Here is a 22,473-nt window from a genome sequence, read left to right on the forward strand (position 1 = left end):
GGCGTGGTCGCCGCTATTGCCTGATGGCGCTGTGCTTATCAGGCCTACGCGGGCTTGTTCGCCACCATTTTGCATGGCGCTGGTTTGTAGGCCGGATAAGGCGTTTACGCCGCCATCCGGCAGAGTTCGGCGCAATGCCTGATGGCGCTGTGCTTATCAGGCCTACGCGGGCTTGTTCGCCACCATTTTGCATGGCGCTGGTTTGTAGGCCGGATAAGGCGTTTACGCCGCCATCCGGCATTCGGGCGCAATGCCTGATGGCGCTGTGCTTATCAGGTCTACGCGGGTTTGTACGCCACTATTTTGCGTGGCGCTGGTTTGTAGGCCGGATAAGGCGTTTATGCCGCCATCCGGCAGAGTTCGGCGCAATGCCTGATGGCGCTGCGCTTATCAGGCCTACGAGGGGTTGTACGCCAGCATTTTGCATGGCGCTGGTTTGTAGGACGGATAAGGCATTGGCTTACAGCTTCTCGCCGTTGCTGGCGATCACTTCTTTGTACCAGTTAAAACTTTTCTTGCGCGAGCGGGACATGTCGCCAGTGCCATCGTCATGTTTGTTGACGTAGATAAAGCCGTAGCGTTTGCTGTACTGTCCGGTGGTAAAGGAGACGCAGTCGATGCAGCCCCACGGCGTGTAGCCCATCAGGTCAACGCCATCGTAGGTGACGGCTTTCATCATCTCTTCAACGTGTGCGCGCAGATAATCGATGCGGTAATCATCGTTAATGCTGCCATCGTCTTCCACTTTGTCGTAAGCGCCAAAACCGTTTTCAACGATAAACAGTGGCTTCTGATAACGCTCATACAATTCGCAAAGTGAATAGCGCAGGCCCACTGGGTCAATCTGCCAGCCCCAGTCAGACGCTTTAACGTGCGGGTTCGGTACGCTGCCTTCAAAACCGGAGATAGCGTCGCCGCTGCCGCCTTCGGCTTTCACCGCATTGGTCATGTAGTAGCTGAAACCGAGGTAATCACAAGTGCCTTCGCGCAGAGTTGCCGCATCGTCGGCTTCCATCTTGATGTTGAAACCGCGACGTTCCCATTCATTCAGCACATAACTTGGGTAGTAGCCGCGCAGTTGCACGTCGGTAAAGACATAGCGTTCGCGCATGGATTCCTGAGCAAACATCACATCTTCCGGTTTGCAGGAGAACGGATACAACGCCACCATGGCCAACATGCAGCCGACTTTCATTTCTGGATTAATGCGGCGAGCCGCTTTCACCGCCAACGCACTGGCGACGAACTGGTGATGCAGCACCTGGTACATGGTTTCTTCCGGATTTTCATGCTCGGTATAAACCACGCCAGAACAGCAGTAGCCGAACAGCGGTGCGCGCCAGTTGCGCTGGTTGTTGATCTCATTGAAGGTCATCCAGTATTTGACCTTGTGCTTGTAACGCTCGAAAACGACTTCGGCAAAGCGTACAAAGAAATCAACCACTTTGCGGTTAGTCCAGCCGCCATATTGCTGTACCAGGTGCAGCGGCATTTCGAAATGGGAGAGGGTGATAACCGGCTCGATGTTGTATTTCAGCAATTCATCGAACATATCGTCGTAGAACTTCAGCCCTTCTTCATTTGGCTGGGTTTCGTCGCCTTTCGGGAAAATGCGGGTCCAGGCAATCGAAGTGCGGAAGCATTTGAAGCCCATCTCGGCAAATAGCTTGATGTCTTCTTTATAGTGGCCGTGGAAGTCGATGGCTTCGTGGTTTGGGTAGTATTTGTCCGGCTCGACGTGTTGGGTAATTTCACGCGGTACGCCGTGTGCACCGCCGGTGAGGACATCGCAAATGCTGGGGCCTTTGCCGCCTTTATTCCAGCCTCCTTCAACCTGGTGCGCAGCAACCGCGCCACCCCATAAAAAATCTTTCGGTAAGGTCAGTTTTTTCATTTTTACTGTGCTCGTAGATTGGTTTAATAAATCCGAGTCTAACAAAGCAATAATAAATGTCACGATATAACAAATTCCCTCTCAGGGTATATGTTACATCGAAAAAACACCCTGTATTTTCATGCTAATTTCTTCGCCAGTTTGCGGCCTAATGATTCCAGAATATAGATAACAGGGATCTGCGTGGTAATGTCATAAACGCCAGCAATACGCGTTTGTGGCACATGCCAGGAGAGATTAAAGTCGGCAAGTTTCGCCAGCCGTGAATGCTCATGGCTAGTTATCGACAGCACTTTGCAGTGGTGAAGGCTGAATTGGCTGGCAAAGCGCAGGATCTCTTCAGTTTCGCCAGAGACCGAAAGCACGATGGCTAACGCGTTTTTGGCCATGTCGTTAGTCACTGGGAAATAAGGGTCATCAATATGGTTACTGAATTTACCAATATTAGAGAAAAAGCGTGCACCATATTTTGCCAGTGAACCTGACGTGCCCGCTCCGACAAAAATAATACGCTCTGAGGACAGAATAATATCGACGGCGGCATCCAGTAGTTTATCAAACTCGTCATTGTTGACGCCTTTGAAGAAGCTGATAATTTCGCTTGCGCCAAAATTCGCTTGTTGCGGCTCATCCTGCTCTAAATATAATTTGAAGCGCACCCGAAACTCCGAGTAGCCTTCGCAGTTCAGTTTGCGGCAAAAACGCATCACCGTCGTGGTGGAGACGCCCGCTGCATCGGCCAGTTCACGAATGGTCATGTACATCACGGTGTCACGGTTTTTGATGACGTAGTGATAGACCATCATCTCAAGATTATTGAGGCTGGCAATAACGGCGTGGGAGAAAAGGCTCACGGTGGCGGATACTCGTAAAATTTAATGACCTAAAGGGAATAATATCATGCAACCTAATGACATCACTTTTTTTCAGCGTTTCCAGGACGACATCCTCGCGGGGCGCAAAACGATTACCCTGCGTGATGCGGCGGAGTCGCACTTTAAGGTTGGGGATGTTCTGCGGGTAGGGCGCTATGAAGACGATGGCTATTTTTGCACGATTGTCGTACAGGCGACTTCGACCGTGACGCTGGATACGCTCACTGAGCAACATGCGAAGCAGGAAAATATGACGCTACCTGAGCTAAAACAGGTGATTAGCGAAATCTATCCTGGTGAAAACACCTTTTATGTCATTGAATTTAAATGCGTTAAATAAAAACAGGTACACCTGTTAGGTGAATATTTTTGTTAACTTTATGATTTTTATGGATTTATAAAAAATCATCTTTTTATTTTAGCTAACAGGTGTTCACTGGAATCATTCTCAGTTACGCTAGGGCGTTCGCATGATTTTGTCGTTCGCCCGGAGCGCGTAATGGATAGAAAACCACTTATTCAGCAGGGATACTCTCTGGCAGAGGAAATTGCCAATAGCATCAGTCATGGTGTCGGCTTTGTGTTAGGCATCGTCGGGTTGGTCATGCTGCTGGTTCAGGCAGTGGATACCAATGCCAGTGCGACGGCTATCACCAGCTACAGCCTGTATGGCGGCAGTATGATTCTGCTGTTTTTAGCCTCAACGTTGTACCACGCGATCCCTTCTCAGCGCGCCAAAGTGTGGCTGAAAAAATTCGACCACTGTGCAATTTATCTATTGATTGCCGGAACCTACACGCCGTTCTTGCTGGTGGGGCTGGATTCTCCGCTTGCGCGCGGGCTGATGATTGTTATCTGGAGCCTGGCGTTGCTGGGGATTTTGTTCAAGCTGACTATCGCCCACCGTTTTAAAGTGCTGTCGTTGGTGACCTATTTAACGATGGGGTGGCTGTCGCTGATTGTGGTCTATCAATTGGCGGTAAAGCTGGCGATTGGCGGTGTTACGCTACTGGCGGTAGGCGGTGTGGTCTATTCGCTGGGGGTCATTTTCTACGTCTGTAAGCGCATTCCGTATAACCATGCTATCTGGCATGCATTCGTACTGGGCGGTAGCGCCTGTCACTTCCTGGCGATTTATCTGTACATCGGCCAGGCGTAAGTTTTTTTACCGGATGGCGCAGACCGCCATCCGGCAGCGATCGATTATTCTTCCAGCGAATATGGCAATGGTTTGATGCGCAGAGTGTTGGCATCGTCGCGCACACGGAACACGCTGTCGGCTTCCATATCGTTGTTCATTACCACCTGCACCAACAACTGCCCATCGTCTAATTGCGCCGCCGCTAATACCGTGCCGGTACGACGCCAGTTGTCACCCATTTGCAGTTCGAGGTCTTCCCCGGCATCTGGCACACGGCTGGCGTTACCGACTAACGTCCACAGCGCGCGTTTGTTTGCACCACGGAATTTAGCGCGAGCCACCATTTCCTGTCCGGTGTAGCAGCCTTTTTTGAAACTGATACCGCCCAGCGCCTGTAGATTGGTGGCCTGTGGAATAAACTGCGCGCTGTTCACCTCGTCAATCACCGGCAGGCCCGCTTCAATATCCAGCGCCAGCCATTGTTGGCTGTTGTTGAGCTGCGCTTCACCGCGCAGGGCATCGGTGATGCGTTCTGCGGTTGCGATATCCGTCACTAACAGGAAACGTTCATCTGGATAAGCAAACCACAGCAGAGAGGTTTCGCCGTCTTGTACACACGGTTGGTTTGCGTTTGGCAGCTCGGCAAACAGGTTTGCCAGCGCGGCACGCGCCTGAAAACCGGCAACGCCCAGCAGCACTAAATCGTCGTTGGCGGCGATAGTCACTTTCGAAAAGACCGCGTATTTTTTGAGCTGCGTAAGCTGTGCTTCACGCACGCTGCGGCGTTCAATCCAGGCAAACCCATCCTGGCGATGGAACAAGCGCAGGTTGCTCCACATTTTGCCTTTGGCATCACAGTGGGCGACTAACAGATGTTGGTGTTCGTCCAACTGCGCCACGTCGGCAGTGACCTGGCCTTGCAGGTACTTTTCGCTATCGGCACCAGAAATGGTCGCCAGCGCCCAATCATCAAGTGTCATTAACGTCAGCGGTAAACGTGCGGAAGCACTAGGCTGGCGTGGAGGAAAAGGAGTAAAAGCCATATTGGTGTCCTGAATTGAATAACGCAATTTGTTACTCATGGTAAAAGAGATGCCCACCATTGCAAGCGGTTTCGATGGCCGTTTTGTGCCGTTCGCGCGTTCTGCGAGGCGGTACGAAAAAAATTGAATCCCTTTCATTTTCCATAGTTTATTTCTGAATATGGCGCGCGAAACGTGAGATTCCAGTAAAGTAACTGCAAAAAACACGTTAAACTAACCACAACGTAATGCTGGAAGGAAATTATGGACATCAATAATAAATCTCGTATCCACTGGGCATGCCGCCGCGGTATGCGTGAACTCGATATTTCCATCATGCCGTTCTTTGAGCATGAGTACGACACGTTAAGCGATGAAGACAAGGCGATATTCATTCGGTTGCTGGAGTGTGATGACCCAGACTTATTCAATTGGCTGATGAACCACGGTAAACCCGCTGATGCCAACCTCCAGCGTATGGTGCAACTTATTCAAACACGGAATCGGGAACGTGGTCCTGTGGCAATCTGATTTACGCGTCTCCTGGCGCTCACAGTGGCTCTCTTTATTGCTCCACGGCTTGGTAGCGGCCTTCGTGCTGCTGATGCCGTGGCCGTTGAGCTATACCCCATTGTGGCTGTTGTTATTGTCTTTGGTGGTGTTTGACTGCGTGCGCAGCCAGCGGCGTATTCACTCACACCAGGGGGAAATCAAACTGTTGATGGATTCGCGTCTGCGCTGGCATAACCGGGAGTGGGAGCTTCTTGGGATGCCGTGGATGCTCAATTCAGGAATGATGTTACGGATACGCCCCCCAGGTGGAGGCCGTCGTCGGCATCTGTGGTTGGCTGCCGATAGCATGAATGCCGAAGAGTGGCGCGACCTGCGGCGGATAATCCTGCAACAGTGCGCGCCGAGCAAGCGTTAGGAGAAGCGTTCGGCCATTTCGCCGAGAATTTGCTCGCACCACGTCTGAATGCGTTCGTCGCTCAGATCGTACTGATTTGTTTCATCCAGCGCGAGGCCGACAAAAAGCTGTCCGTCGGCAATAACCGGTTTCGGGCTGGTGAACTCATACCCTTCGGTAGGCCAGTAGCCGACAAAATTCACGCCTTTAGTCGCCAGCTTGTCATGCAACATGCCCAGTGCATCCAGGAACCACTCGCCGTAGCCTAACTGGTCGCCCATGCCGTACAGCGCGACGATTTTACCTTCCAGATTCAGCGTATCCAGCTGTTCCCAAACCGCTTCCCAATCTTCCTGAATTTCACCGAAATCCCAGGTCGGAATGCCCAGAATGAGCACATCGTATTGCTCCATTAACGCCGGGGAATCATCTTTCAGGTTGTGTAACGTGACCAGTTCCGGGCCGATAATATCGCGAATTTTCTCCGCAGCCATCTCGGTATAGCAGGTGCTGGAACCATAAAAAAGGCCAATATTCATGACGAACAGCTCTCGATTCTTACGATGACGATGCGGCTAGTGTACCAGAAAGGTGTTCAATTCAGGCATAATGGTGCTGATTTAACACGCAGAGGGGCCGATGTGGATAAGGATCTTGCACGAATCGAACAGTTTCTCGATGCGCTGTGGCTGGAGCGAAATTTAGCGGAAAATACCCTAAGCGCATATCGCCGGGATTTAACTATGGTGGTTGAATGGCTGGCGCATCGTGGCATTTCGCTTGAGAATGCACAGAGCGACGATCTGCAAAATTTACTCGCCGAACGCCAACAGGGCGGCTATAAAGCGACCAGTTCCGCGCGTTTGCTCAGCGCCATGCGCCGTTTTTTCCAACATCTGTACCGTGAAAAAATTCGCCCGGACGATCCCAGCGCGCTGCTGGCCTCGCCGAAGCTGCCTCAGCGCTTGCCGAAAGATCTCAGTGAAGCGCAGGTGGAACGTCTGCTTCAGGCTCCGACGGTGGATCAACCGCTGGAGCTGCGCGATAAGGCTATGCTTGAAGTGCTGTATGCTACCGGCTTGCGCGTGTCCGAACTGGTTGGCCTGACGATGAGTGACATCAGCCTGCGTCAAGGCGTGGTTCGGGTGATCGGTAAGGGGAATAAAGAGCGGCTCGTTCCGTTAGGAGAAGAGGCCGTTTACTGGGTTGAGCACTGGCTGGAACACGGTCGGCCGTGGTTATTGAACGGTGTGGCCATTGATGTGCTTTTCCCTAGCCAGCGAGCTCAGCAAATGACCCGACAGACTTTTTGGCATCGCATTAAGCATTATGCTCAACTGGCGGGTATTGATAGCGAAAAGCTTTCGCCGCATGTTTTACGGCACGCCTTTGCGACGCATTTGCTCAACCATGGCGCGGATCTCCGCGTGGTGCAAATGCTGTTAGGGCATAGCGATTTGTCAACGACACAAATCTATACGCACGTGGCGACAGAACGCCTGCGACAACTTCATCAACAGCACCATCCACGAGCATGATGCTGATTTAAAAGGACAGTTTATGAAACAAGGTTTAATGATGTTTACCCTGATGGCGGCGGCGTTTTCCGGCCTGGCGCACGCAGACGATGCGGCCATCAAGCAATCCCTGACGAAACTGGGCGTTGAAAGCACCGATATTCAGCCTGCGCCGGTTGCCGGTATGAAAACCGTGCTGACCAACGGCGGTGTGCTGTATGTCACCGACGACGGCAAACACATTATTCAGGGGCCAATGTACGATGTCAGCGGCGCGCGTCCGGTTAACGTCACCAATAGTTTGCTGATGACTCACCTGAAAGCGCTGGAAAAAGAGATGGTTGTCTACAAAGCGCCGCAGGAAAAGTATGTGATCACCGTCTTTACCGACATCACCTGTGGCTACTGCCACAAGCTGCATGAAGCTATCAAAGACTACAACGCGCTGGGGATAACCGTGCGTTATCTGGCCTTCCCGCGTCAGGGTGTCCAGAGCCAGTCCGGGCAGGATATGAAATCTATCTGGTGTGCGAAAGACCGTAACAAAGCCTTTGATGACGCAATGGCGGGCAAAGGCGTACAGGCCGCAAGTTGCGACATTGATATCACCAACCACTACGCGTTGGGCGTGCAGTTTGGCGTGACCGGTACACCGGCTATCGTTCTCGATGACGGTTATCTCGTTCCGGGATATCAGGGGCCGCAAGAGATGAAAGCCTTCCTCGACGAACATAAAAAACAGACCAGCGGTAAATAATTCGCGTGAAACAACAGACCCAACTTCGCCGCCGTGAGGTGGATGATTCAATTGAGCTACCCGCCGAGCTATCGCCGCTGCTGCGCCGGTTATACGCCAGCCGTGGGGTAAAAACGGCGGACGATCTGGAGCGCGGCCTGAAAGGCATGTTGCACTGGCGTTCGCTGACAGGTGTCGAAAAAGCTGTCGAAATGCTACACCACGCGTTTGAAAACAATCTGCGCATTATGGTGGTGGGCGATTTTGACGCCGACGGCGCGACCAGTACCGCGCTGAGCGTGCTGGCACTGCGCGCGATGGGCTGTCGCAATGTAGAATACCTCGTGCCTAACCGTTTTGAAGATGGTTACGGGCTTAGCCCTGAGGTGGTCGATCAAGCCCACGCTCGCGGCGCGCAGATGATCATGACGGTCGATAACGGGATCTCGTCCCACGCCGGGGTCGATCATGCACATGCTCTCGGGATCAGCGTGCTGGTTACCGATCACCACCTGCCGGGCGAAACGCTGCCGGATGCCGACGCGATGGTTAACCCGAATCTCGTTGACTGCCCGTTCCCGTCGAAATCACTGGCGGGCGTCGGGGTGGCGTTTTACCTGATGCTGGTGCTGTGCAACCATCTGAAGGCTCAGGGCTGGTTTGAGGCGCGCGGCATTACTGTGCCGAAAATTGTCGAATACCTCGACTTAGTGGCGCTGGGCACGGTGGCTGACGTCGTACCGCTGGATGCCAACAACCGCATTCTCACCTGGCAGGGTTTAAGCCGTATTCGGGCAGGCGTTTGCCGCCCGGGGATTAAAGCGCTGCTGGAAATTGCTAACCGCGATGCCTCAAAGCTGGTCGCCAGCGATCTGGGTTTTGCCATAGGGCCACGGCTGAATGCTGCCGGTCGGCTGGACGATATGTCGGTCGGCGTGGCGCTACTGCTGTGCGATAACATCGGTGAAGCACGTGTGCTGGCAAATGAACTGGATGCGTTAAACCAGACGCGTAAAGAAATTGAGCAAGGGATGCAGGCCGAGGCGCTAACGCTGTGCGAGCAACTGGAGCGCAGCCGCGCCGAGTTGCCCGGCGGGCTGGCGATGTATCACCCCGAGTGGCATCAGGGCGTGGTGGGCATTTTGGCTTCGCGAATTAAAGAGCGATTCCACCGCCCGGTTATTGCGTTTGCCCCAGCCGGTAACGGCCAACTGAAAGGCTCGGGGCGCTCGATTCAGGGGCTGCATATGCGCGATGCGCTGGAGCGCCTGGACACGCTGCATCCGGGTTTGATGTTGAAATTCGGTGGTCATGCCATGGCGGCGGGGTTATCGTTAGAAGAGTCGCGCTTTGAGGAGTTCCAGCGCTACTTTGGCGAATTAGTCAGCGAATTGCTCGATCCCGCCCTGTTGCAGGGGGAAATTCTCTCTGATGGCGAACTTAGCCCGCAGGAGATGACGCTAGAGATGGCGCAGATGTTGCGCGAGGCTGGGCCGTGGGGGCAAATGTTCCCTGAGCCGTTGTTTGACGGGCGTTTTCGGCTGTTACAACAGCGCCTGGTGGGTGAACGCCACCTGAAAGTGATGGTTGAACCGGTTGGCGGCGGGCCGTTGCTGGACGGTATCGCCTTCAATGTTGACACGAGCTATTGGCCGGATAACGGCGTGCGTGAAGTGACGCTGGCATACCGGCTGGACATCAACGAATATCGTGGCAACCGTAGCTTACAGCTTATCATCGAGAATCTCTGGCCGATTTAGCGTTGCTTAGGCTGTAATTAAGAGCGGGAATCCGCTAAGATTCCGCTCTTATAACCGCATTTTTCTCGTCCATTAAAAGAAAATAGACCATGTTTGAAATAAACCCGGTAAATAATCGCATTCAGGACCTCACGGAGCGCTCTGACGTTCTTAGGGGGTATCTTTGACTACGATGCTAAGAAAGAGCGTCTGGAAGAAGTAAACGCCGAGCTGGAACAGCCGGATGTATGGAACGAACCCGAACGTGCGCAGGCGCTGGGTAAAGAACGTTCCTCCCTTGAAGCGATTGTCGAAACACTCGATCAAATGTCGCAGGGTCTGGAAGATGTTTCCGGGCTGCTGGAGCTGGCTGTCGAAGCCGACGACGAAGAAACCTTCAACGAAGCCGTTGCTGAGCTGGATACGCTGGAAGAAAAACTGGCGCAGCTGGAGTTCCGTCGTATGTTCTCCGGTGAATACGACAGCGCAGATTGCTATCTCGATATCCAGGCGGGTTCTGGCGGTACTGAAGCGCAGGACTGGGCAAGCATGTTGGAGCGTATGTATCTGCGTTGGGCAGAAGCACGCGGCTTCAAAACCGAAATCATCGAAGAGTCGGAAGGTGAAGTGGCTGGTATCAAATCCGTCACTATCAAAATTTCTGGCGACTACGCCTACGGCTGGCTGCGTACGGAAACCGGCGTTCACCGCCTGGTACGTAAAAGCCCGTTCGATTCCGGTGGCCGTCGCCACACTTCGTTCAGCTCCGCGTTTGTGTACCCGGAAGTGGACGATGATATCGATATCGACATTAATCCCGCCGATCTGCGCATCGACGTTTATCGCGCCTCCGGCGCGGGCGGCCAGCACGTTAACCGTACTGAATCCGCTGTGCGTATCACCCATATCCCGACCGGGATTGTGACGCAGTGCCAGAACGACCGTTCACAGCACAAGAACAAAGACCAGGCCATGAAGCAGATGAAAGCGAAGCTTTATGAGCTGGAGATGCAAAAGAAAAACGCGGAAAAACAGGCAATGGAAGACACTAAGTCTGATATTGGCTGGGGTAGTCAGATTCGTTCCTATGTCCTGGACGATTCCCGCATTAAAGACCTGCGCACCGGGGTTGAAACCCGCAATACGCAGGCGGTACTAGACGGTAGTCTGGATCAATTTATCGAAGCAAGTTTGAAAGCAGGGCTATGAGGAATCAACATGTCTGAACAAAACGCACAAGGCGCTGACGAGGTAGTCGATCTTAACAACGAAATGAAGGCACGCCGCGAAAAGCTGGCTGCACTGCGTGAGCAGGGCATCCCGTTCCCGAATGATTTCCGTCGTGATCGTACCTCTGACCAACTGCACGCTGAATTTGATGGCAAGGACAGCGAAGAGCTGGAAGCGCTGAATATCGAAGTATCCGTTGCTGGTCGTATGATGACTCGCCGTATTATGGGTAAAGCATCTTTCGTTACCCTGCAAGACGTTGGCGGCCGCATTCAGCTGTACGTTGCGCGCGACGATCTGCCAGAAGGTCTGTACAACGATCAGTTCAAGAAATGGGATCTCGGCGATATTCTGGGCGCGAAAGGTAAGCTGTTCAAAACCAAGACCGGCGAGCTGTCTATTCACTGCACCGAACTGCGTCTGCTGACCAAAGCATTACGTCCGCTGCCGGACAAATTCCACGGCCTGCAAGATCAGGAAGCGCGCTATCGTCAGCGTTATCTGGATCTCATCTCTAACGATGAATCCCGTAAAACCTTTAAAGTACGTTCCCAGATTCTGGCGGGTATTCGTCAGTTCATGGTCGCTCGCAACTTTATGGAAGTCGAAACCCCAATGATGCAGGTGATCCCTGGCGGCGCGTCTGCGCGTCCGTTCATCACCCATCACAACGCACTGGATATGGACATGTACCTGCGCATCGCGCCGGAACTGTACCTGAAACGTCTGGTGGTTGGCGGCTTCGAACGCGTATTCGAAATCAACCGTAACTTCCGTAACGAAGGTATCTCTGTTCGCCATAACCCTGAGTTCACCATGATGGAACTCTACATGGCGTATGCGGATTACAAAGATTTGATCGAACTGACCGAATCTCTGTTCCGTACGCTGGCGCAGACTGTCCTTGGTCACACTGAAGTGCCTTATGGCGACCAGATTTTCGATTTCGGCAAGCCGTTCGAAAAACTGACCATGCGCGAAGCGATTAAGAAATACCGTCCAGAAACCAACATGGCTGACCTGGATAACTTCGACTCTGCGAAAGCGATTGCTGAAAGCATCGGTATTCACGTTGAGAAAAGCTGGGGTCTGGGTCGTATCGTGACCGAGATCTTCGACGAAGTGGCAGAAGCACACCTGATTCAGCCAACCTTCATCACCGAATATCCGGCAGAAGTTTCTCCGCTGGCGCGTCGTAATGACGTGAACCCAGAAATCACCGACCGTTTCGAGTTCTTCATCGGTGGTCGTGAAATCGGTAACGGCTTCAGCGAGCTGAACGATGCTGAAGACCAGGCACAGCGCTTCCAGGATCAGGTTAACGCGAAAGCGGCTGGTGATGACGAAGCGATGTTCTACGACGAAGACTATGTCACCGCTCTGGAACATGGTCTGCCACCGACTGCGGGTCTGGGTATTGGTATCGACCGTATGGTTATGCTGTTCACCAACAGCCACACCATCCGTGACGTTATCCTGTTCCCAGCGATGCGTCCGGTAAAATAATCGCGTAAGCGAAATGCAAAAACCCGGCAATGCCGGGTTTTTTTATCACTCAAATTCGGCTTTTAAGGTGCAGTAAGGTGGGCGAAGTTTATCAACGCCTGGCGCGCATTTTCATCAGAGGCTTCCATCACCATCCACGGGCTAAAAGCCCACGGCGTTAGCGCCAGCACACGCAACATTTCATCCAGCTCGCACCATTGATACTCAATCACTTCATCAGCATTGGGCTGCACCTGATTTGTCACGCGGGCAGCATAGACTGGGCACACTTCGTTTTCCACGATGCCGTTAGGTGCAACGGCGCGGTAGCGGAAATCGGCGGCGACAGAGGTGATGTCGCGAATCTCCACGCCCAACTCAAAGCGGCAGCGGCGGGCAATGGCTTGTTCAAAGGTTTCACCCTGCTGCGGATGCCCGCAAACGGAGTTTGTCCACACGCCAGGCCAGGCCACTTTGCTCAGCGAGCGACGCGTCACCAGGAACTGGCCTTGAGCATTGAATAACCAGCATGAAAAAGCGAGGTGTAACGGGGTAGAGAGCGTGTGAGCGGTATATTTATCTACTATTCCTGATGGCTTGTCGTGCTCATCGAGCAAAATGACATGTTCCCCAACCATGACAACTCCTGAAAATGAATGATGACCCAGCAATAACCCGTCGGGCCATAGACTCAGCCTATCAGCGTAGCCCATAAATGAAAAAAAGGCATTACCAAAAGAAGTTAGGTAACAGGTTAATAACGTGCTTCAATTCTGGGAAGGCGGAGAAGGCCGCAGGTGATGGATTTGGTTGCCGAAGGATACCCGTTCCCTTTGCGTTAGCTGCGCGGGTGGTTTGGCATCCCGCGCGAGCCTGTTATTATGTATGTTCCGAATGTTTATGACCTGAGGATTTGTTTTGCGAGCAGGAAGCCCCACTTCTTCCCCACTATACCTGGTAATGTGCCTGTTTATCGGGCTGCTGTTGTCTGGTTGCGCGGGTAACTCCAGCAATTCAGAAGGCAGCTACAGCGGCTCGGTCTACACCGTGAAACGTGGCGATACCTTGTCGCGCATTTCGCGTATGACGGGCACCAGCGTAAGAGACTTGGCGCGCATGAACGGTATTTCTCCGCCGTATACCATTGCCGTAGGTCAGAAGCTGAAAGTCAGTGGCTCTGCAAAATCTTCCGGCGGTAAGAAACCCCGCGCCACGCAAACGGCAAAAGTGGTTCCGTCATCGGCCGTACCGAAATCCTCCTGGCCGCCGGTAGGCCAACGCTGCTGGCGCTGGCCGGCTAGCGGTAAAGTGGTGATGCGTTATTCCACCGCTGAAGGGGGAAATAAGGGCATAGATATCGCCGGAACCCGTGGACAGCCGATTTACGCAGCAGGCTCCGGGAAGGTGGTGTATGTGGGTAATCAGCTGCGCGGCTACGGTAATCTGGTGATGATCAAGCATAATGAGGATTACATCACCGCCTACGCTCATAACGAAACGTTGTTGGTGAATAATGGGCAGAACGTAAAAATCGGCCAGAAGATTGCCACAATGGGTAGCTCAGATGCGAGCACCGTCGCGCTACATTTCCAGATTCGCTACCGCGCGACGGCGATTGACCCACTGCGTTACCTGCCGCCACAGGGCAGTAAACCAAAATGCTAAGTGGTTATTTTATCATCACTTAGCTATCTAAGGTCTTGCCAGCAGAGGAGTAACGTTTATAATGCTCCTCGCACACCTTTGCGGGCGTAGTTCAATGGTAGAACGAGAGCTTCCCAAGCTCTATACGAGGGTTCGATTCCCTTCGCCCGCTCCATGACACTTCTGAATCACCTCTATCTTATTGAATCCCTTGGCGATACGGCGAAAGCCTGATTGCAGAGTTACTGACTGTAACCTTCTGTGTAACCCTTCATCGGGAATTATTCACACATGGGACTCTCTGTTGCTGATTACCAGCTATGTCCATCATCATCACCTAAAGAGCTATGTACTCGTGCTGTCTGCTATCTCTATCAGCGCAATGGAATCTACTATTGCCGACTGAAAGTTTATCTATCAATAGACGTCTGGACGTCCAAATGTAATTCTGTCAGAATATCCTCAGTCTCACTCAGGACACGGAACAGGAGAACTGCTATGCGTCAACATCATCACATCAAGTCAGCACTCAGGGCCATTCGTGCCGATAACCCATTATTGACCTATGAAGACATGCGCGGTCATCTTCGAGAGATGGCTGAGATGGAGCTATCGTTAGGCCGTTCAGATATTTTTGAACCGGATATGATGGATATTTACCGTGACCAGTATGGAGAACTCGGTGAGAGTCTTGTTGACGCTATTGCTAGTGAACCATTAACCGTTGACCAGCATCGTTACATTAACGAGGCGCAAGATGTAATCAAGGCCTGCATGGCGAGAGTAGAAGGGAACAGTCAGCCGCTGATTGATTATATTGATGGCTTTGATGGAGGCGTGAGGCAGTCGGCTAAGCAGGAGGTAGAAAGCGCAGAGCCACGCCCAGCGGTCACATTAAGATTCCTCGTTGAGCAGTACGAAAAGGAGAATGTTCAGAACTGGAAGCCAGCGACTTTAAAAGAGAACCAGGCGTCACACAGTACGCTCATTGAGATTTTCGATTATCTGGGGCTGACGGACCTGACTGCAATTACCCGAGCGGACATGCTTGAGGTTCGTGATGTGCTCCAGAAGATACCGAAGAACCGTAAACAGCGCTTCAAGGATGCCCCATTGGTTGACCTGCTGACTACTGATAAGACCCATGAGTGCATGGATGTCGTGACCATTAACAACAAATATTTGGTGAAGATGGCAGCCTTATTTAAATGGGCTGTACGCAATGACCTGTTAATCAAGAACCTGACCGAAGGTTTAGAGCTAAAAGTGCCACCAAGAAAGGCCTCAGAAGCCCGTAAAGCGTTTTCAGCGACGCAGGTAGGCCAACTTATTGATGCCGCTAAGAAATACTCTCAGAAGCCGTCTGGTAAGCCATATCATTATTATGTTGTTATGCTGGCAGCTATTACCGGAGCGAGACTTAATGAGGTGTCGCAGATTCAGGTTAAGGATGTGATGACCATCAGCCACGGGACCGCTTATATTCATATCAATGAAGACGCTAGCACTCTGCCCGGTAAGAGCATCAAGAACCCGTACAGTGAGCGCTGTGTGCCTCTGGTTGATGGAGCCTATGGTTTCGCATTGGCTGACTTTATGGCGCTTGTAGAGACCCGTAGAAGCGCTGGAGGTGAGGACGCAATGGTGTTCGATGGTCTGAAGCTAATGAAGAATGGTTATGGCGAGCAGGTCAGCAAATGGTTTAACCGGACGTTGTTGCCTAAGGTCGTGGCTGACCGTGACGGATTGGCGTTCCATTCATTCAGACATACAGTTGCGACTCAGTTAAAACAACAAGGTGTCGAATTGGCGTATGCTCAGGCGATTCTGGGGCATAGCTCTGGGTCAATTACTTATGACCGATACGCTAAAGAGGTTGAGGTAGAAATACTGGAAGAAAAACTATCGGAAGCGCTATCGGTTGTTCAGTAGTTGAATATGGATGCTCGAATGAGAGGATGTAATGGGCAAAGAGTTTTTAGTTAGCAAAGAAAATAAGCCATCATATGAATGCATGATTACTGCTGAAACGTGTTTAGGGTTAGCAGGTATGACAACTGAAGATTGGCTACGTGACCATCATTGCCGTACAGGTATCATATTCACTGCCTTTGCTATTGAAGCAATGTTCATCTTTTACAGGAAACAAGTTGATACGAATTACAATAAGAAGCAGAGGGAAGACCGGAAGACAATGCACAAGAATACATTAATGCTCTGTGGTATTAATAATTACATCGGGACAAGACCGTACCAAATTGTCAAAGAGTGTCTTGATGTAAGAGATGCAATTGCTCATGGTGATTCATATACTTCCACTTTCAATTTCTTAGCGGGCGACCTGAATAAACAAGATGATATTACACGCCGTGTCATTGCTGTAAATTCAGAGCAGTTTCGAGGACTAACGATTGAGCGTCTTAGGAAATACATTGAGATGGCAAAGCATATTGACTATGAAGTTTCTGATAAAGGTTACAGACCCTTTGAAAGTGACCTCCCGATAGATGAGCGTAGAAAGCTGATATTGGCCTTTGGTGTCAGTGGAGTATCAATGTGGCCCAGTTCCTAACCGAAAATTTTCTTGGGGTGTGTGAATGTAATCTATTGTTTTAATGAGTAGGGTTATCATCCTAAACTATAGAGAGACATACAGTGCTAGCGTATCGTAGGTGCAAACAGGTATAAGCCTGAAGAAGCTATGGGGACCCTGTCTTTGACAGGATTCCTTCCTTGTGAATATATAGTAAATATTTATGAATTAACATTCATCTTTGGTGGTTTTTGTATTTTTTATTAACTACTTGTTTTATATGAGTATTTACATTAATACCCACTATGGGGAGAGACATCTATAGGAACAACATAAAGTTTTTCATTCACATACACGTATTGATATATAGATTGCTCATATCGCTAGAGTTCAGGTTAAACCAGATGCCCTCTCGTATTCATCCATGCGCCACGGCCAACTTTGCACGTTAGCAGCATGTTCGACGACGTTTGCATTAACCCTCACTTCAGGGAGGAGAGCGACACGTTCGAGACAGCATGTTCGAGACACTTCCGGTTCCCACCAGTAGCGAGCAACAAACGGCTACACCCATACGCAACATCAACCAATAGACGAGACCCGAAGGCAGACTGATTGGAAACCATCAGCCTTCATAGTGTCGAGCTTGTATCAGGTCACACGGCAACGTTGCAGACATTCACGTAAACCTTCGTACCTTTCAGGGCGGGTAACATCAGACACCACACGCGCATTGTTTCTAATGTGCTTCTTAAGTGGGCTACAGAGATGGGAGGTTGAATAGACGAATTAACAATAATACAGGGCGGAAACTCAAAGTTAGCCCGTTAGGTTATATCTTCTAGAATAACTCCCAGTATTAAAATAAATTTTTTAAAAAAACATGTTAATAGATAACCTTTAGTTCTTGAAGTATACCTAATGTTAATATTTATAGTTATTCCTGAAGTTGAGCATTAGATGTCCCTCAGTTATTCCCAATTAATATTGGTTTTATGAAATAAGCCATAATAACCTTGAATCCTCAAGCGCTGTAAACGCTAGGTCCTGCCCTATTGGTCTCACCGAATACCATAACGAAACAGAGAGGTAAACCATGAGCATTTCAATTATGTCATTCAAGCAGGTCTCTCGGAATTTAGGCATCACTCGTAATCGTTTTCTTGAGCTTCTTAAGAAGTCAGGGATGATACAAACAATAGGTCACGAATTGGTATATCAAAACAAGAAAACTGAAAAGGAATTTTTAGCACTGAGCGTTTCACTGGTAAGTATATTGTCAATAATGAATCCCTGTCATTTAATAAAGCACATGGCGGTCAGATACCTCAGCAATTTCTAGATAGCCGCGTAATTAACATCTTGCAGTTAAGTATATCAAAAGAATACATACAGAATTACATCAATGGTCTACGCCAAGACCACTATCAATTACAGCTAGCCGTTTAATATAAGCGTCTTCCATTTGCCTGATAGGTTCCTTTGTTGTGGGACTAGCTGGCTTATCAGGAGGCGACTTATAGAGGACGCTTTTATTAGAAGGAGTCACAACATGACCACTGTTAAAAATGTATCAGGCGTTATCACTTCCGTTGTACTCCCGGTCATCGTTGACGGGTACAAATGGGAATGCAACAAGGACCGCATGTGGAACCTTAATGAGTTACATAAAGCACTTAGCCTTGATGAGAATCAGCGACCATCTGAATGGGACAATAAAGTGTCTCGTGAGTTACTGTCTTCCGGAAATTTGCGGAAGGTGGATAAGGTTGGAACCTATGCGACTGAGCAAGCCGCTATTGCGTATGCTATGTGGATCTCTGTCCCGTTCTATATGACCGTCATTAATGCATTTATTGAGCTACGTAATGACAACGTTATTAAAGCCTTTAATCTCGCTAAACAGAACCAGACCATTAAACCTATTAGTAACGTTGAGTTCGACAAATTGCGGTCACGTGGTTGGTCTATTACGGATGCCATTAAGAAAGCAGGTATTCCTAATGCGGTCCTCGTTAATCGGATGCTTAAATCTGGTTTGATGCATAATCCATTCTATAAGCGTCACATGGGGTCATGGATTGCCAACAAAAAGGGCCGTATTAATGGCTACTGGAAAGCACCAGAAGGTGACGGACGGTTTAACAATGATGGTGTGAAGGTTCTTGAAAAAGGATTTGAGTGGTTAAAAGAACAGCATCCAGAGATTAATCGTCAGGTAGCAATCATGAAGGGTAACGCTAAGCGCCGTAGCAGACGATAAGTTAGACGACGATTTACCTGAGGCGAAAGTTTTGTATCAGGCTCTCCCCAAGGTGGCTTTAATGAAACGAGCATGTTTGACTTGCCCCATAAGCTCGCTCATAGGCACCAGCGATCGATAGCTTTATAATGATCGAAACAAACGATCAAATGGGGTGCAGTATTCAGTTACCATTTAGCGCTCACATGTACGACACTGAGTAATGCTTTATGAAATGTACAACTCTTTTATTCACACATTTTCAGCAGACTTGTACACTGAGTACGAACGATCTATTGCTGCCTGAGCGCTGGTGGCAGATTGAGGGCCTCTCTCCTAGTGGCGTTCTGATTGTGGTTGTGGTCGCAGGCTGTCTACTAATGCGATACCGTAGGGTTGTCTTAGGGATACTCACAGGTATCTCAGGGATGCTTGGTAGGATGCGCAAGATGGTTGTATCAGCTTTCATATGTGCCCTTCTGGGAGCCTCTGTGATCTACCTGCCCGGATGGGCGCTGGTTGTCATCTATGTTCTCATCTTGATGACCTTTGGGGTGTACAAGCTATCGAGGAATAATAGCGATAAATAACTAGTACACATTTTCACAGACCAAGTATCAATTACCCCCCCCTACTGTTACGTAATAGCTTCAACACATGGAGACATCGGGATTCGTCCTTGTCAGCACTTCTTGTCTCCTCATCAAATCTTATTGGGTCATTAAAATACAACGAAAATTTCTCTGGCCCCATTCAATAAAATTAAATAGCAGATTTTCCCCCATTGGCTTTCTGAGGTCTCATAAAGAGAAGAGAGAGGGGAAGATTAACATCAATGTATACAACTTGTGTATTAAGGGTTTTTACTGAGTATCTTTTGAGTACACGCCATTGAGACTAGCCAGCAGTATCGTATTGAGTATTATAATGTGTTTGTTATAAGTCTAATGATACTGTATCGTTAGTATCAGTTAAATGATACTTAGGGCAGGGAGAGACATAATGAGCAAGACTTTCGGTTACATCCGAGTGAGCAGCAAGGACCAGAACGAAGCACGTCAGGTAGAAGCGCTTAAGGGCCTTTGCGATGACTTGATGATTGACAAGGTATCTGGCAAGAATGCTGACCGTCCAGCACTACAGGAGCTACTCAAGGTGGTTCGTCGTGGTGATGTGGTGGTGGTCAAGAGTGTGGACCGTTTAGCCCGTAACACAAAGGACCTTCTGACCATCCTTGAGACCCTTGTTGACTCTGGCGTTACGGTTCGATTCATTGATAACCAGATGATCTTTGATGATACGCCCACCAGCCGCTTTATGATTACCATGTTGGGGGCTGTAGGTGAGCTTGAGCGTTCCTTCATTCGGCAGCGTCAGAGTGAGGGCGTGGCGATAGCTAAGGCTCAAGGCAAGTTTAAGGGCCGTCAGAAGGATGACCAGTTAAGGATTGAGGTGGTGAAGCTGTTGGACCGTGGAGACTTGAGCGCTGACCAGATTGCTAAACTTGCTGGATGTGGGAGAGCTACAGTGTTCAGAATTAAGAAGGAGTTAAGTAATGAGGTTGCTAAGTAAATCTCACTATCTCCCTTGGTCAATCTGTTTAGTCGTCTATCAGTTGTTAACTCAACGTCAGAACTTATTGACCATAGGTGTCTATTAGCTGTAACTTCCTATGTAACCCGAGGGACTCTTCGGTGCTTTAGAATTAAATGGTTAACGATTGGAATTACTGTCAGTTCGATTCCCTTCGCCCGCTCCAAAATCTTTCCTAAGTCCTCTTACCCCCGATAGAATCCAACAAACATAAGCATCTCTGGCTGATCTGGTATTTGGTTCCAGGGAATTTGACACAACAGTTGTATCGTAATGCGTATAGACGCTTTGTGAATCCCCGAAAAGGGATTCCTGGGGGCGTGATATTCAGGAAGGTATGCCATCTTCTTATCAAGGGCAAAGTGACGATAACCGGTATGTTGGTACGTCATATTTGAGTGGGTACAGGCTCGTGTCCCTGCTTTGAAATAACTTACAACTGATATTCGCCGTTATTTTTCAAATTTCGCAGTGTATTCCATTTCTCTTTTAACCATCCCTCCGACCACGAATCGTTTTTACCGGCAAGTAATGCGCTTATCGTAAACCTCGTGAAGTAACCCCCAGAGGATGCTGACGGCTTTAGCGGTTGTCCGCAAACGTTGTTAATCCCGCGATATGGCTGACTAAAAATAAAAATATTTAATTGATGAGATAATTCTTAATTATCGAATTATTTATATTGTTAATTATTAACATTGCACAAATAAAAACTGTTGTATTATTCTTATCTTTTTGATTTTATTGGTTTTTATCTGCTAATTAAAGTTGTGTAAGTAGTATGTAAATTAATATTTAATGTGATCGTTATCTTTATTTGAATCACATCAGTAGCTATTTTCTTGAACCCTGTCACGTACTTTCAACTTGTGCGTTTTTGAAACAAATCTTTACGATCTTGATCACTAAAACAATCATCTTAAAAAAATAAAATGCAATTCCATAAAAATGAAACACAGTTCCAGTTGAGGGTCATTGAATGTTTAAGAAATCTCTGGTCATGATGGCTTTATGTGGCGCTTCATTCGCAGCATCCGCAGTAACTGTCGATTTACGTCATGAGTTTGTCGATGGTGGCAAGGCAGATAAAACTAACGCAGACCGCGTTTCGGTATCTCACCGTTTCGCTAATGGCTTTGGTTTCTCTGTAGAAGCTAAATGGAAATCAGGTGGCGATAATACCGATAAACCCTATACCGACTTTGTGGGTAATGGTCATGAAGAATCGATTAGCTACCAGTGGAAAGCGAATAAAAACTTCTCCATTCAACCTGGCTTTAATATTGAAAGTAACGACAGCCGCTCTATTTATAAGCCAAACTTACGAGTGCAGTACAGCTTCGACAATGGTTTCTACGTAGCGGCTCGTTACCGTTATGACTATACCCGCTATCCATCAAACGCGAACAAAGATGATGATAAAGTAAACCGTGGTGATGCGTGGGCAGGTTACGTATTTGGTGATTGGCGTACTGAGCTGAATTACGTATATGCACGTAGTTCAGAAGGTAATGCGCGTAATAACAATAAACCTTATTCTCAAGAATATAATCTGAAAGTAGCATATAAAATTGATAAGAATTGGGCACCATACGGTGAAGTGGGCAACGTGGGCGTAAATGACCGCAGCGACCGCCAAACCCGTATGCGCGTAGGTGTGGCGTACTCCTTCTAAAAAAATGCACGAAACCCCGGTGAAGTTGACCGGGGTTTTGCTATCTAATCAATGCGATAGCGCCTCTCTCTTTGCGTCGTGACGAATTTACAATAATTCACTCTCAAATAATTTAATAATAAACCATTGTTGTGTCGCTTTTACTCTGGGTCATTCGTTTACACACTATCGAAAGGGTCCCAATATGGATAGCGCTGTTGTCATTTTATTGCTTTTCATTGTTTGTTTTCTTGTGCTGGG

21 protein-coding genes, 1 tRNA gene and 1 pseudogene are annotated in these 22,473 nt (G+C 49.2%); 17 read left to right on the forward strand and 6 right to left on the reverse strand.

The window, feature by feature from the left end:
• Nucleotides 1-13: 13 nt before the first annotated feature.
• Nucleotides 14-142, forward strand: a pseudogene (locus AC6I4B_RS04425) (hypothetical protein); the annotation flags it as partial.
• Between the two features lie 80 nt (nucleotides 143-222).
• On the opposite strand, the gene AC6I4B_RS04430 reads toward AC6I4B_RS04425, so the two are convergent.
• The 3 genes from AC6I4B_RS04430 to AC6I4B_RS04440 all read right to left on the reverse strand — a co-directional run bounded on the left by AC6I4B_RS04430 (nucleotide 223) and on the right by AC6I4B_RS04440 (nucleotide 2,748).
• A complete protein-coding gene (locus tag AC6I4B_RS04430; protein ID WP_497769907.1) occupies nucleotides 223-369 on the reverse strand; it encodes a hypothetical protein in 147 nt (48 codons plus the stop codon).
• A gap of 91 nt (nucleotides 370-460) precedes the next feature.
• Nucleotides 461-1,894, reverse strand: coding sequence for a 6-phospho-beta-glucosidase BglA (gene bglA / locus AC6I4B_RS04435; protein ID WP_497769908.1), 1,434 nt, complete (start codon nucleotides 1,892-1,894; stop codon nucleotides 461-463).
• Between the two features lie 119 nt (nucleotides 1,895-2,013).
• Nucleotides 2,014-2,748, reverse strand: a complete 735-nt coding sequence (locus tag AC6I4B_RS04440) for a MurR/RpiR family transcriptional regulator (RefSeq protein ID WP_497769910.1) — start codon at nucleotides 2,746-2,748, stop codon at nucleotides 2,014-2,016.
• Between the two features lie 46 nt (nucleotides 2,749-2,794).
• Here AC6I4B_RS04440 and yqfB point away from each other — a divergent pair, with 46 nt between their 5' ends.
• Together yqfB and trhA are read left to right on the forward strand one after the other, a co-directional pair.
• Nucleotides 2,795-3,109 carry a N(4)-acetylcytidine aminohydrolase gene (gene yqfB, locus AC6I4B_RS04445; RefSeq protein WP_497769911.1) on the forward strand — a complete coding sequence of 105 codons (315 nt, stop codon included), beginning with the start codon at nucleotides 2,795-2,797 and terminating at the stop codon, nucleotides 3,107-3,109.
• 159 nt (nucleotides 3,110-3,268) lie between these two features.
• Nucleotides 3,269-3,928 carry a PAQR family membrane homeostasis protein TrhA gene (trhA, locus tag AC6I4B_RS04450; RefSeq protein WP_497769913.1) on the forward strand — a complete coding sequence of 220 codons (660 nt, stop codon included), beginning with the start codon at nucleotides 3,269-3,271 and terminating at the stop codon, nucleotides 3,926-3,928.
• A gap of 44 nt (nucleotides 3,929-3,972) precedes the next feature.
• Here the strand turns inward: trhA and ygfZ are convergent, their stop codons facing one another.
• Nucleotides 3,973-4,953 carry a tRNA-modifying protein YgfZ gene (ygfZ, locus tag AC6I4B_RS04455; RefSeq protein ID WP_497769915.1) on the reverse strand — a complete coding sequence of 327 codons (981 nt, stop codon included), beginning with the start codon at nucleotides 4,951-4,953 and terminating at the stop codon, nucleotides 3,973-3,975.
• 243 nt (nucleotides 4,954-5,196) lie between these two features.
• Here ygfZ and sdhE point away from each other — a divergent pair, with 243 nt between their 5' ends.
• Both sdhE and AC6I4B_RS04465 read left to right on the forward strand, forming a co-directional pair.
• On the forward strand, nucleotides 5,197-5,463 hold the full coding sequence (gene sdhE / locus AC6I4B_RS04460) for an FAD assembly factor SdhE (RefSeq protein WP_497769916.1): 267 nt from the start codon (nucleotides 5,197-5,199) through the stop codon (nucleotides 5,461-5,463).
• Complete coding sequence (locus AC6I4B_RS04465; RefSeq protein WP_497769918.1) at nucleotides 5,444-5,860, forward strand: protein YgfX; 417 nt, start codon at nucleotides 5,444-5,446, stop codon at nucleotides 5,858-5,860. Before sdhE ends, AC6I4B_RS04465 begins: the two co-directional genes overlap by 20 nt.
• Here AC6I4B_RS04465 and fldB read toward each other — a convergent pair.
• Nucleotides 5,857-6,378: a flavodoxin FldB gene (gene fldB / locus AC6I4B_RS04470; RefSeq protein ID WP_497769919.1), complete on the reverse strand. Its 522-nt coding sequence runs from the start codon at nucleotides 6,376-6,378 to the stop codon at nucleotides 5,857-5,859. The genes AC6I4B_RS04465 and fldB overlap by 4 nt on opposite strands.
• Before the next feature lie 102 nt (nucleotides 6,379-6,480).
• Here fldB and xerD point away from each other — a divergent pair, with 102 nt between their 5' ends.
• From xerD to lysS, 5 genes are all read left to right on the forward strand, one after another.
• Entirely contained in the window at nucleotides 6,481-7,377 is an 897-nt protein-coding gene (gene xerD, locus AC6I4B_RS04475) for a site-specific tyrosine recombinase XerD (RefSeq protein ID WP_497769921.1), read from the forward strand.
• Between the two features lie 22 nt (nucleotides 7,378-7,399).
• Nucleotides 7,400-8,113, forward strand: a complete 714-nt coding sequence (gene dsbC / locus AC6I4B_RS04480; protein WP_497769922.1) for a bifunctional protein-disulfide isomerase/oxidoreductase DsbC — start codon at nucleotides 7,400-7,402, stop codon at nucleotides 8,111-8,113.
• Nucleotides 8,114-8,118: 5 nt separating this feature from the next.
• Entirely contained in the window at nucleotides 8,119-9,852 is a 1,734-nt protein-coding gene (gene recJ, locus AC6I4B_RS04485) for a single-stranded-DNA-specific exonuclease RecJ (protein ID WP_497769924.1), read from the forward strand.
• Between the two features lie 89 nt (nucleotides 9,853-9,941).
• Nucleotides 9,942-11,040 (forward strand): peptide chain release factor 2 gene (gene prfB, locus AC6I4B_RS04490; protein WP_497769926.1). Its coding sequence is split into 2 segments (ribosomal slippage): nucleotides 9,942-10,016 and nucleotides 10,018-11,040, totalling 1,098 coding nucleotides; the frame shifts between segments, so codons are not numbered across the junction.
• 9 nt (nucleotides 11,041-11,049) lie between these two features.
• On the forward strand, nucleotides 11,050-12,567 hold the full coding sequence (lysS, locus tag AC6I4B_RS04495; protein WP_497769927.1) for a lysine--tRNA ligase: 1,518 nt from the start codon (nucleotides 11,050-11,052) through the stop codon (nucleotides 12,565-12,567).
• A 62-nt stretch (nucleotides 12,568-12,629) separates the two neighbouring features.
• On the opposite strand, the gene idi is transcribed toward lysS, so the two are convergent.
• A complete protein-coding gene (idi, locus tag AC6I4B_RS04500; RefSeq protein WP_497769929.1) occupies nucleotides 12,630-13,184 on the reverse strand; it encodes an isopentenyl-diphosphate Delta-isomerase in 555 nt (184 codons plus the stop codon).
• A gap of 322 nt (nucleotides 13,185-13,506) precedes the next feature.
• Between idi and actS the strand changes: the two genes are divergently transcribed.
• The 7 genes from actS to AC6I4B_RS04535 all read left to right on the forward strand — a co-directional run bounded on the left by actS (nucleotide 13,507) and on the right by AC6I4B_RS04535 (nucleotide 22,233).
• Nucleotides 13,507-14,211, forward strand: a complete 705-nt coding sequence (gene actS / locus AC6I4B_RS04505) for an amidase activator ActS (RefSeq protein ID WP_497769931.1) — start codon at nucleotides 13,507-13,509, stop codon at nucleotides 14,209-14,211.
• Between the two features lie 80 nt (nucleotides 14,212-14,291).
• A tRNA-Gly gene (locus AC6I4B_RS04510) sits at nucleotides 14,292-14,365 on the forward strand.
• Between the two features lie 323 nt (nucleotides 14,366-14,688).
• Nucleotides 14,689-16,122: a site-specific integrase gene (locus AC6I4B_RS04515; protein ID WP_497769933.1), complete on the forward strand. Its 1,434-nt coding sequence runs from the start codon at nucleotides 14,689-14,691 to the stop codon at nucleotides 16,120-16,122.
• A gap of 31 nt (nucleotides 16,123-16,153) precedes the next feature.
• Nucleotides 16,154-16,762 carry a hypothetical protein gene (locus AC6I4B_RS04520; RefSeq protein ID WP_167807344.1) on the forward strand — a complete coding sequence of 203 codons (609 nt, stop codon included), beginning with the start codon at nucleotides 16,154-16,156 and terminating at the stop codon, nucleotides 16,760-16,762.
• A gap of 1,513 nt (nucleotides 16,763-18,275) precedes the next feature.
• Nucleotides 18,276-18,986 (forward strand): KilA-N domain-containing protein, encoded by a 711-nt coding sequence (locus AC6I4B_RS04525; RefSeq protein ID WP_064179302.1) that lies wholly within the window; start codon nucleotides 18,276-18,278, stop codon nucleotides 18,984-18,986.
• A 981-nt stretch (nucleotides 18,987-19,967) separates the two neighbouring features.
• The gene (locus AC6I4B_RS04530; protein ID WP_264881265.1) at nucleotides 19,968-20,537 is read left to right on the forward strand and encodes a recombinase family protein; all 570 of its coding nucleotides are present in this window, start codon (nucleotides 19,968-19,970) and stop codon (nucleotides 20,535-20,537) included.
• A 1,000-nt stretch (nucleotides 20,538-21,537) separates the two neighbouring features.
• Nucleotides 21,538-22,233 (forward strand): porin, encoded by a 696-nt coding sequence (locus AC6I4B_RS04535; RefSeq protein ID WP_497769936.1) that lies wholly within the window; start codon nucleotides 21,538-21,540, stop codon nucleotides 22,231-22,233.
• Nucleotides 22,234-22,473 lie beyond the last annotated feature (240 nt).

It is taken from the genome of Kluyvera fluvialis (assembly GCF_059725275.1).

Bases quoted from the DNA above. Each gene is read 5' to 3' on its own strand.
- bglA (WP_497769908.1), bottom strand. From the start codon at position 1,894: ATGAAAAAACTGACCTTACCGAAAGATTTTTTATGGGGTGGCGCGGTT.
- yqfB (WP_497769911.1), top strand. From the start codon at position 2,795: ATGCAACCTAATGACATCACTTTTTTTCAGCGTTTCCAGGACGACATC.
- trhA (WP_497769913.1), top strand. From the start codon at position 3,269: ATGGATAGAAAACCACTTATTCAGCAGGGATACTCTCTGGCAGAGGAA.
- ygfZ (WP_497769915.1), bottom strand. From the start codon at position 4,953: ATGGCTTTTACTCCTTTTCCTCCACGCCAGCCTAGTGCTTCCGCACGT.
- sdhE (WP_497769916.1), top strand. From the start codon at position 5,197: ATGGACATCAATAATAAATCTCGTATCCACTGGGCATGCCGCCGCGGT.
- fldB (WP_497769919.1), bottom strand. From the start codon at position 6,378: ATGAATATTGGCCTTTTTTATGGTTCCAGCACCTGCTATACCGAGATG.
- dsbC (WP_497769922.1), top strand. From the start codon at position 7,400: ATGAAACAAGGTTTAATGATGTTTACCCTGATGGCGGCGGCGTTTTCC.
- lysS (WP_497769927.1), top strand. From the start codon at position 11,050: ATGTCTGAACAAAACGCACAAGGCGCTGACGAGGTAGTCGATCTTAAC.
- idi (WP_497769929.1), bottom strand. From the start codon at position 13,184: ATGGTTGGGGAACATGTCATTTTGCTCGATGAGCACGACAAGCCATCA.
- actS (WP_497769931.1), top strand. From the start codon at position 13,507: ATGTGCCTGTTTATCGGGCTGCTGTTGTCTGGTTGCGCGGGTAACTCC.
- AC6I4B_RS04515 (WP_497769933.1), top strand. From the start codon at position 14,689: ATGCGTCAACATCATCACATCAAGTCAGCACTCAGGGCCATTCGTGCC.
- AC6I4B_RS04520 (WP_167807344.1), top strand. From the start codon at position 16,154: ATGGGCAAAGAGTTTTTAGTTAGCAAAGAAAATAAGCCATCATATGAA.
- AC6I4B_RS04525 (WP_064179302.1), top strand. From the start codon at position 18,276: ATGACCACTGTTAAAAATGTATCAGGCGTTATCACTTCCGTTGTACTC.
- AC6I4B_RS04530 (WP_264881265.1), top strand. From the start codon at position 19,968: ATGAGCAAGACTTTCGGTTACATCCGAGTGAGCAGCAAGGACCAGAAC.
- AC6I4B_RS04535 (WP_497769936.1), top strand. From the start codon at position 21,538: ATGTTTAAGAAATCTCTGGTCATGATGGCTTTATGTGGCGCTTCATTC.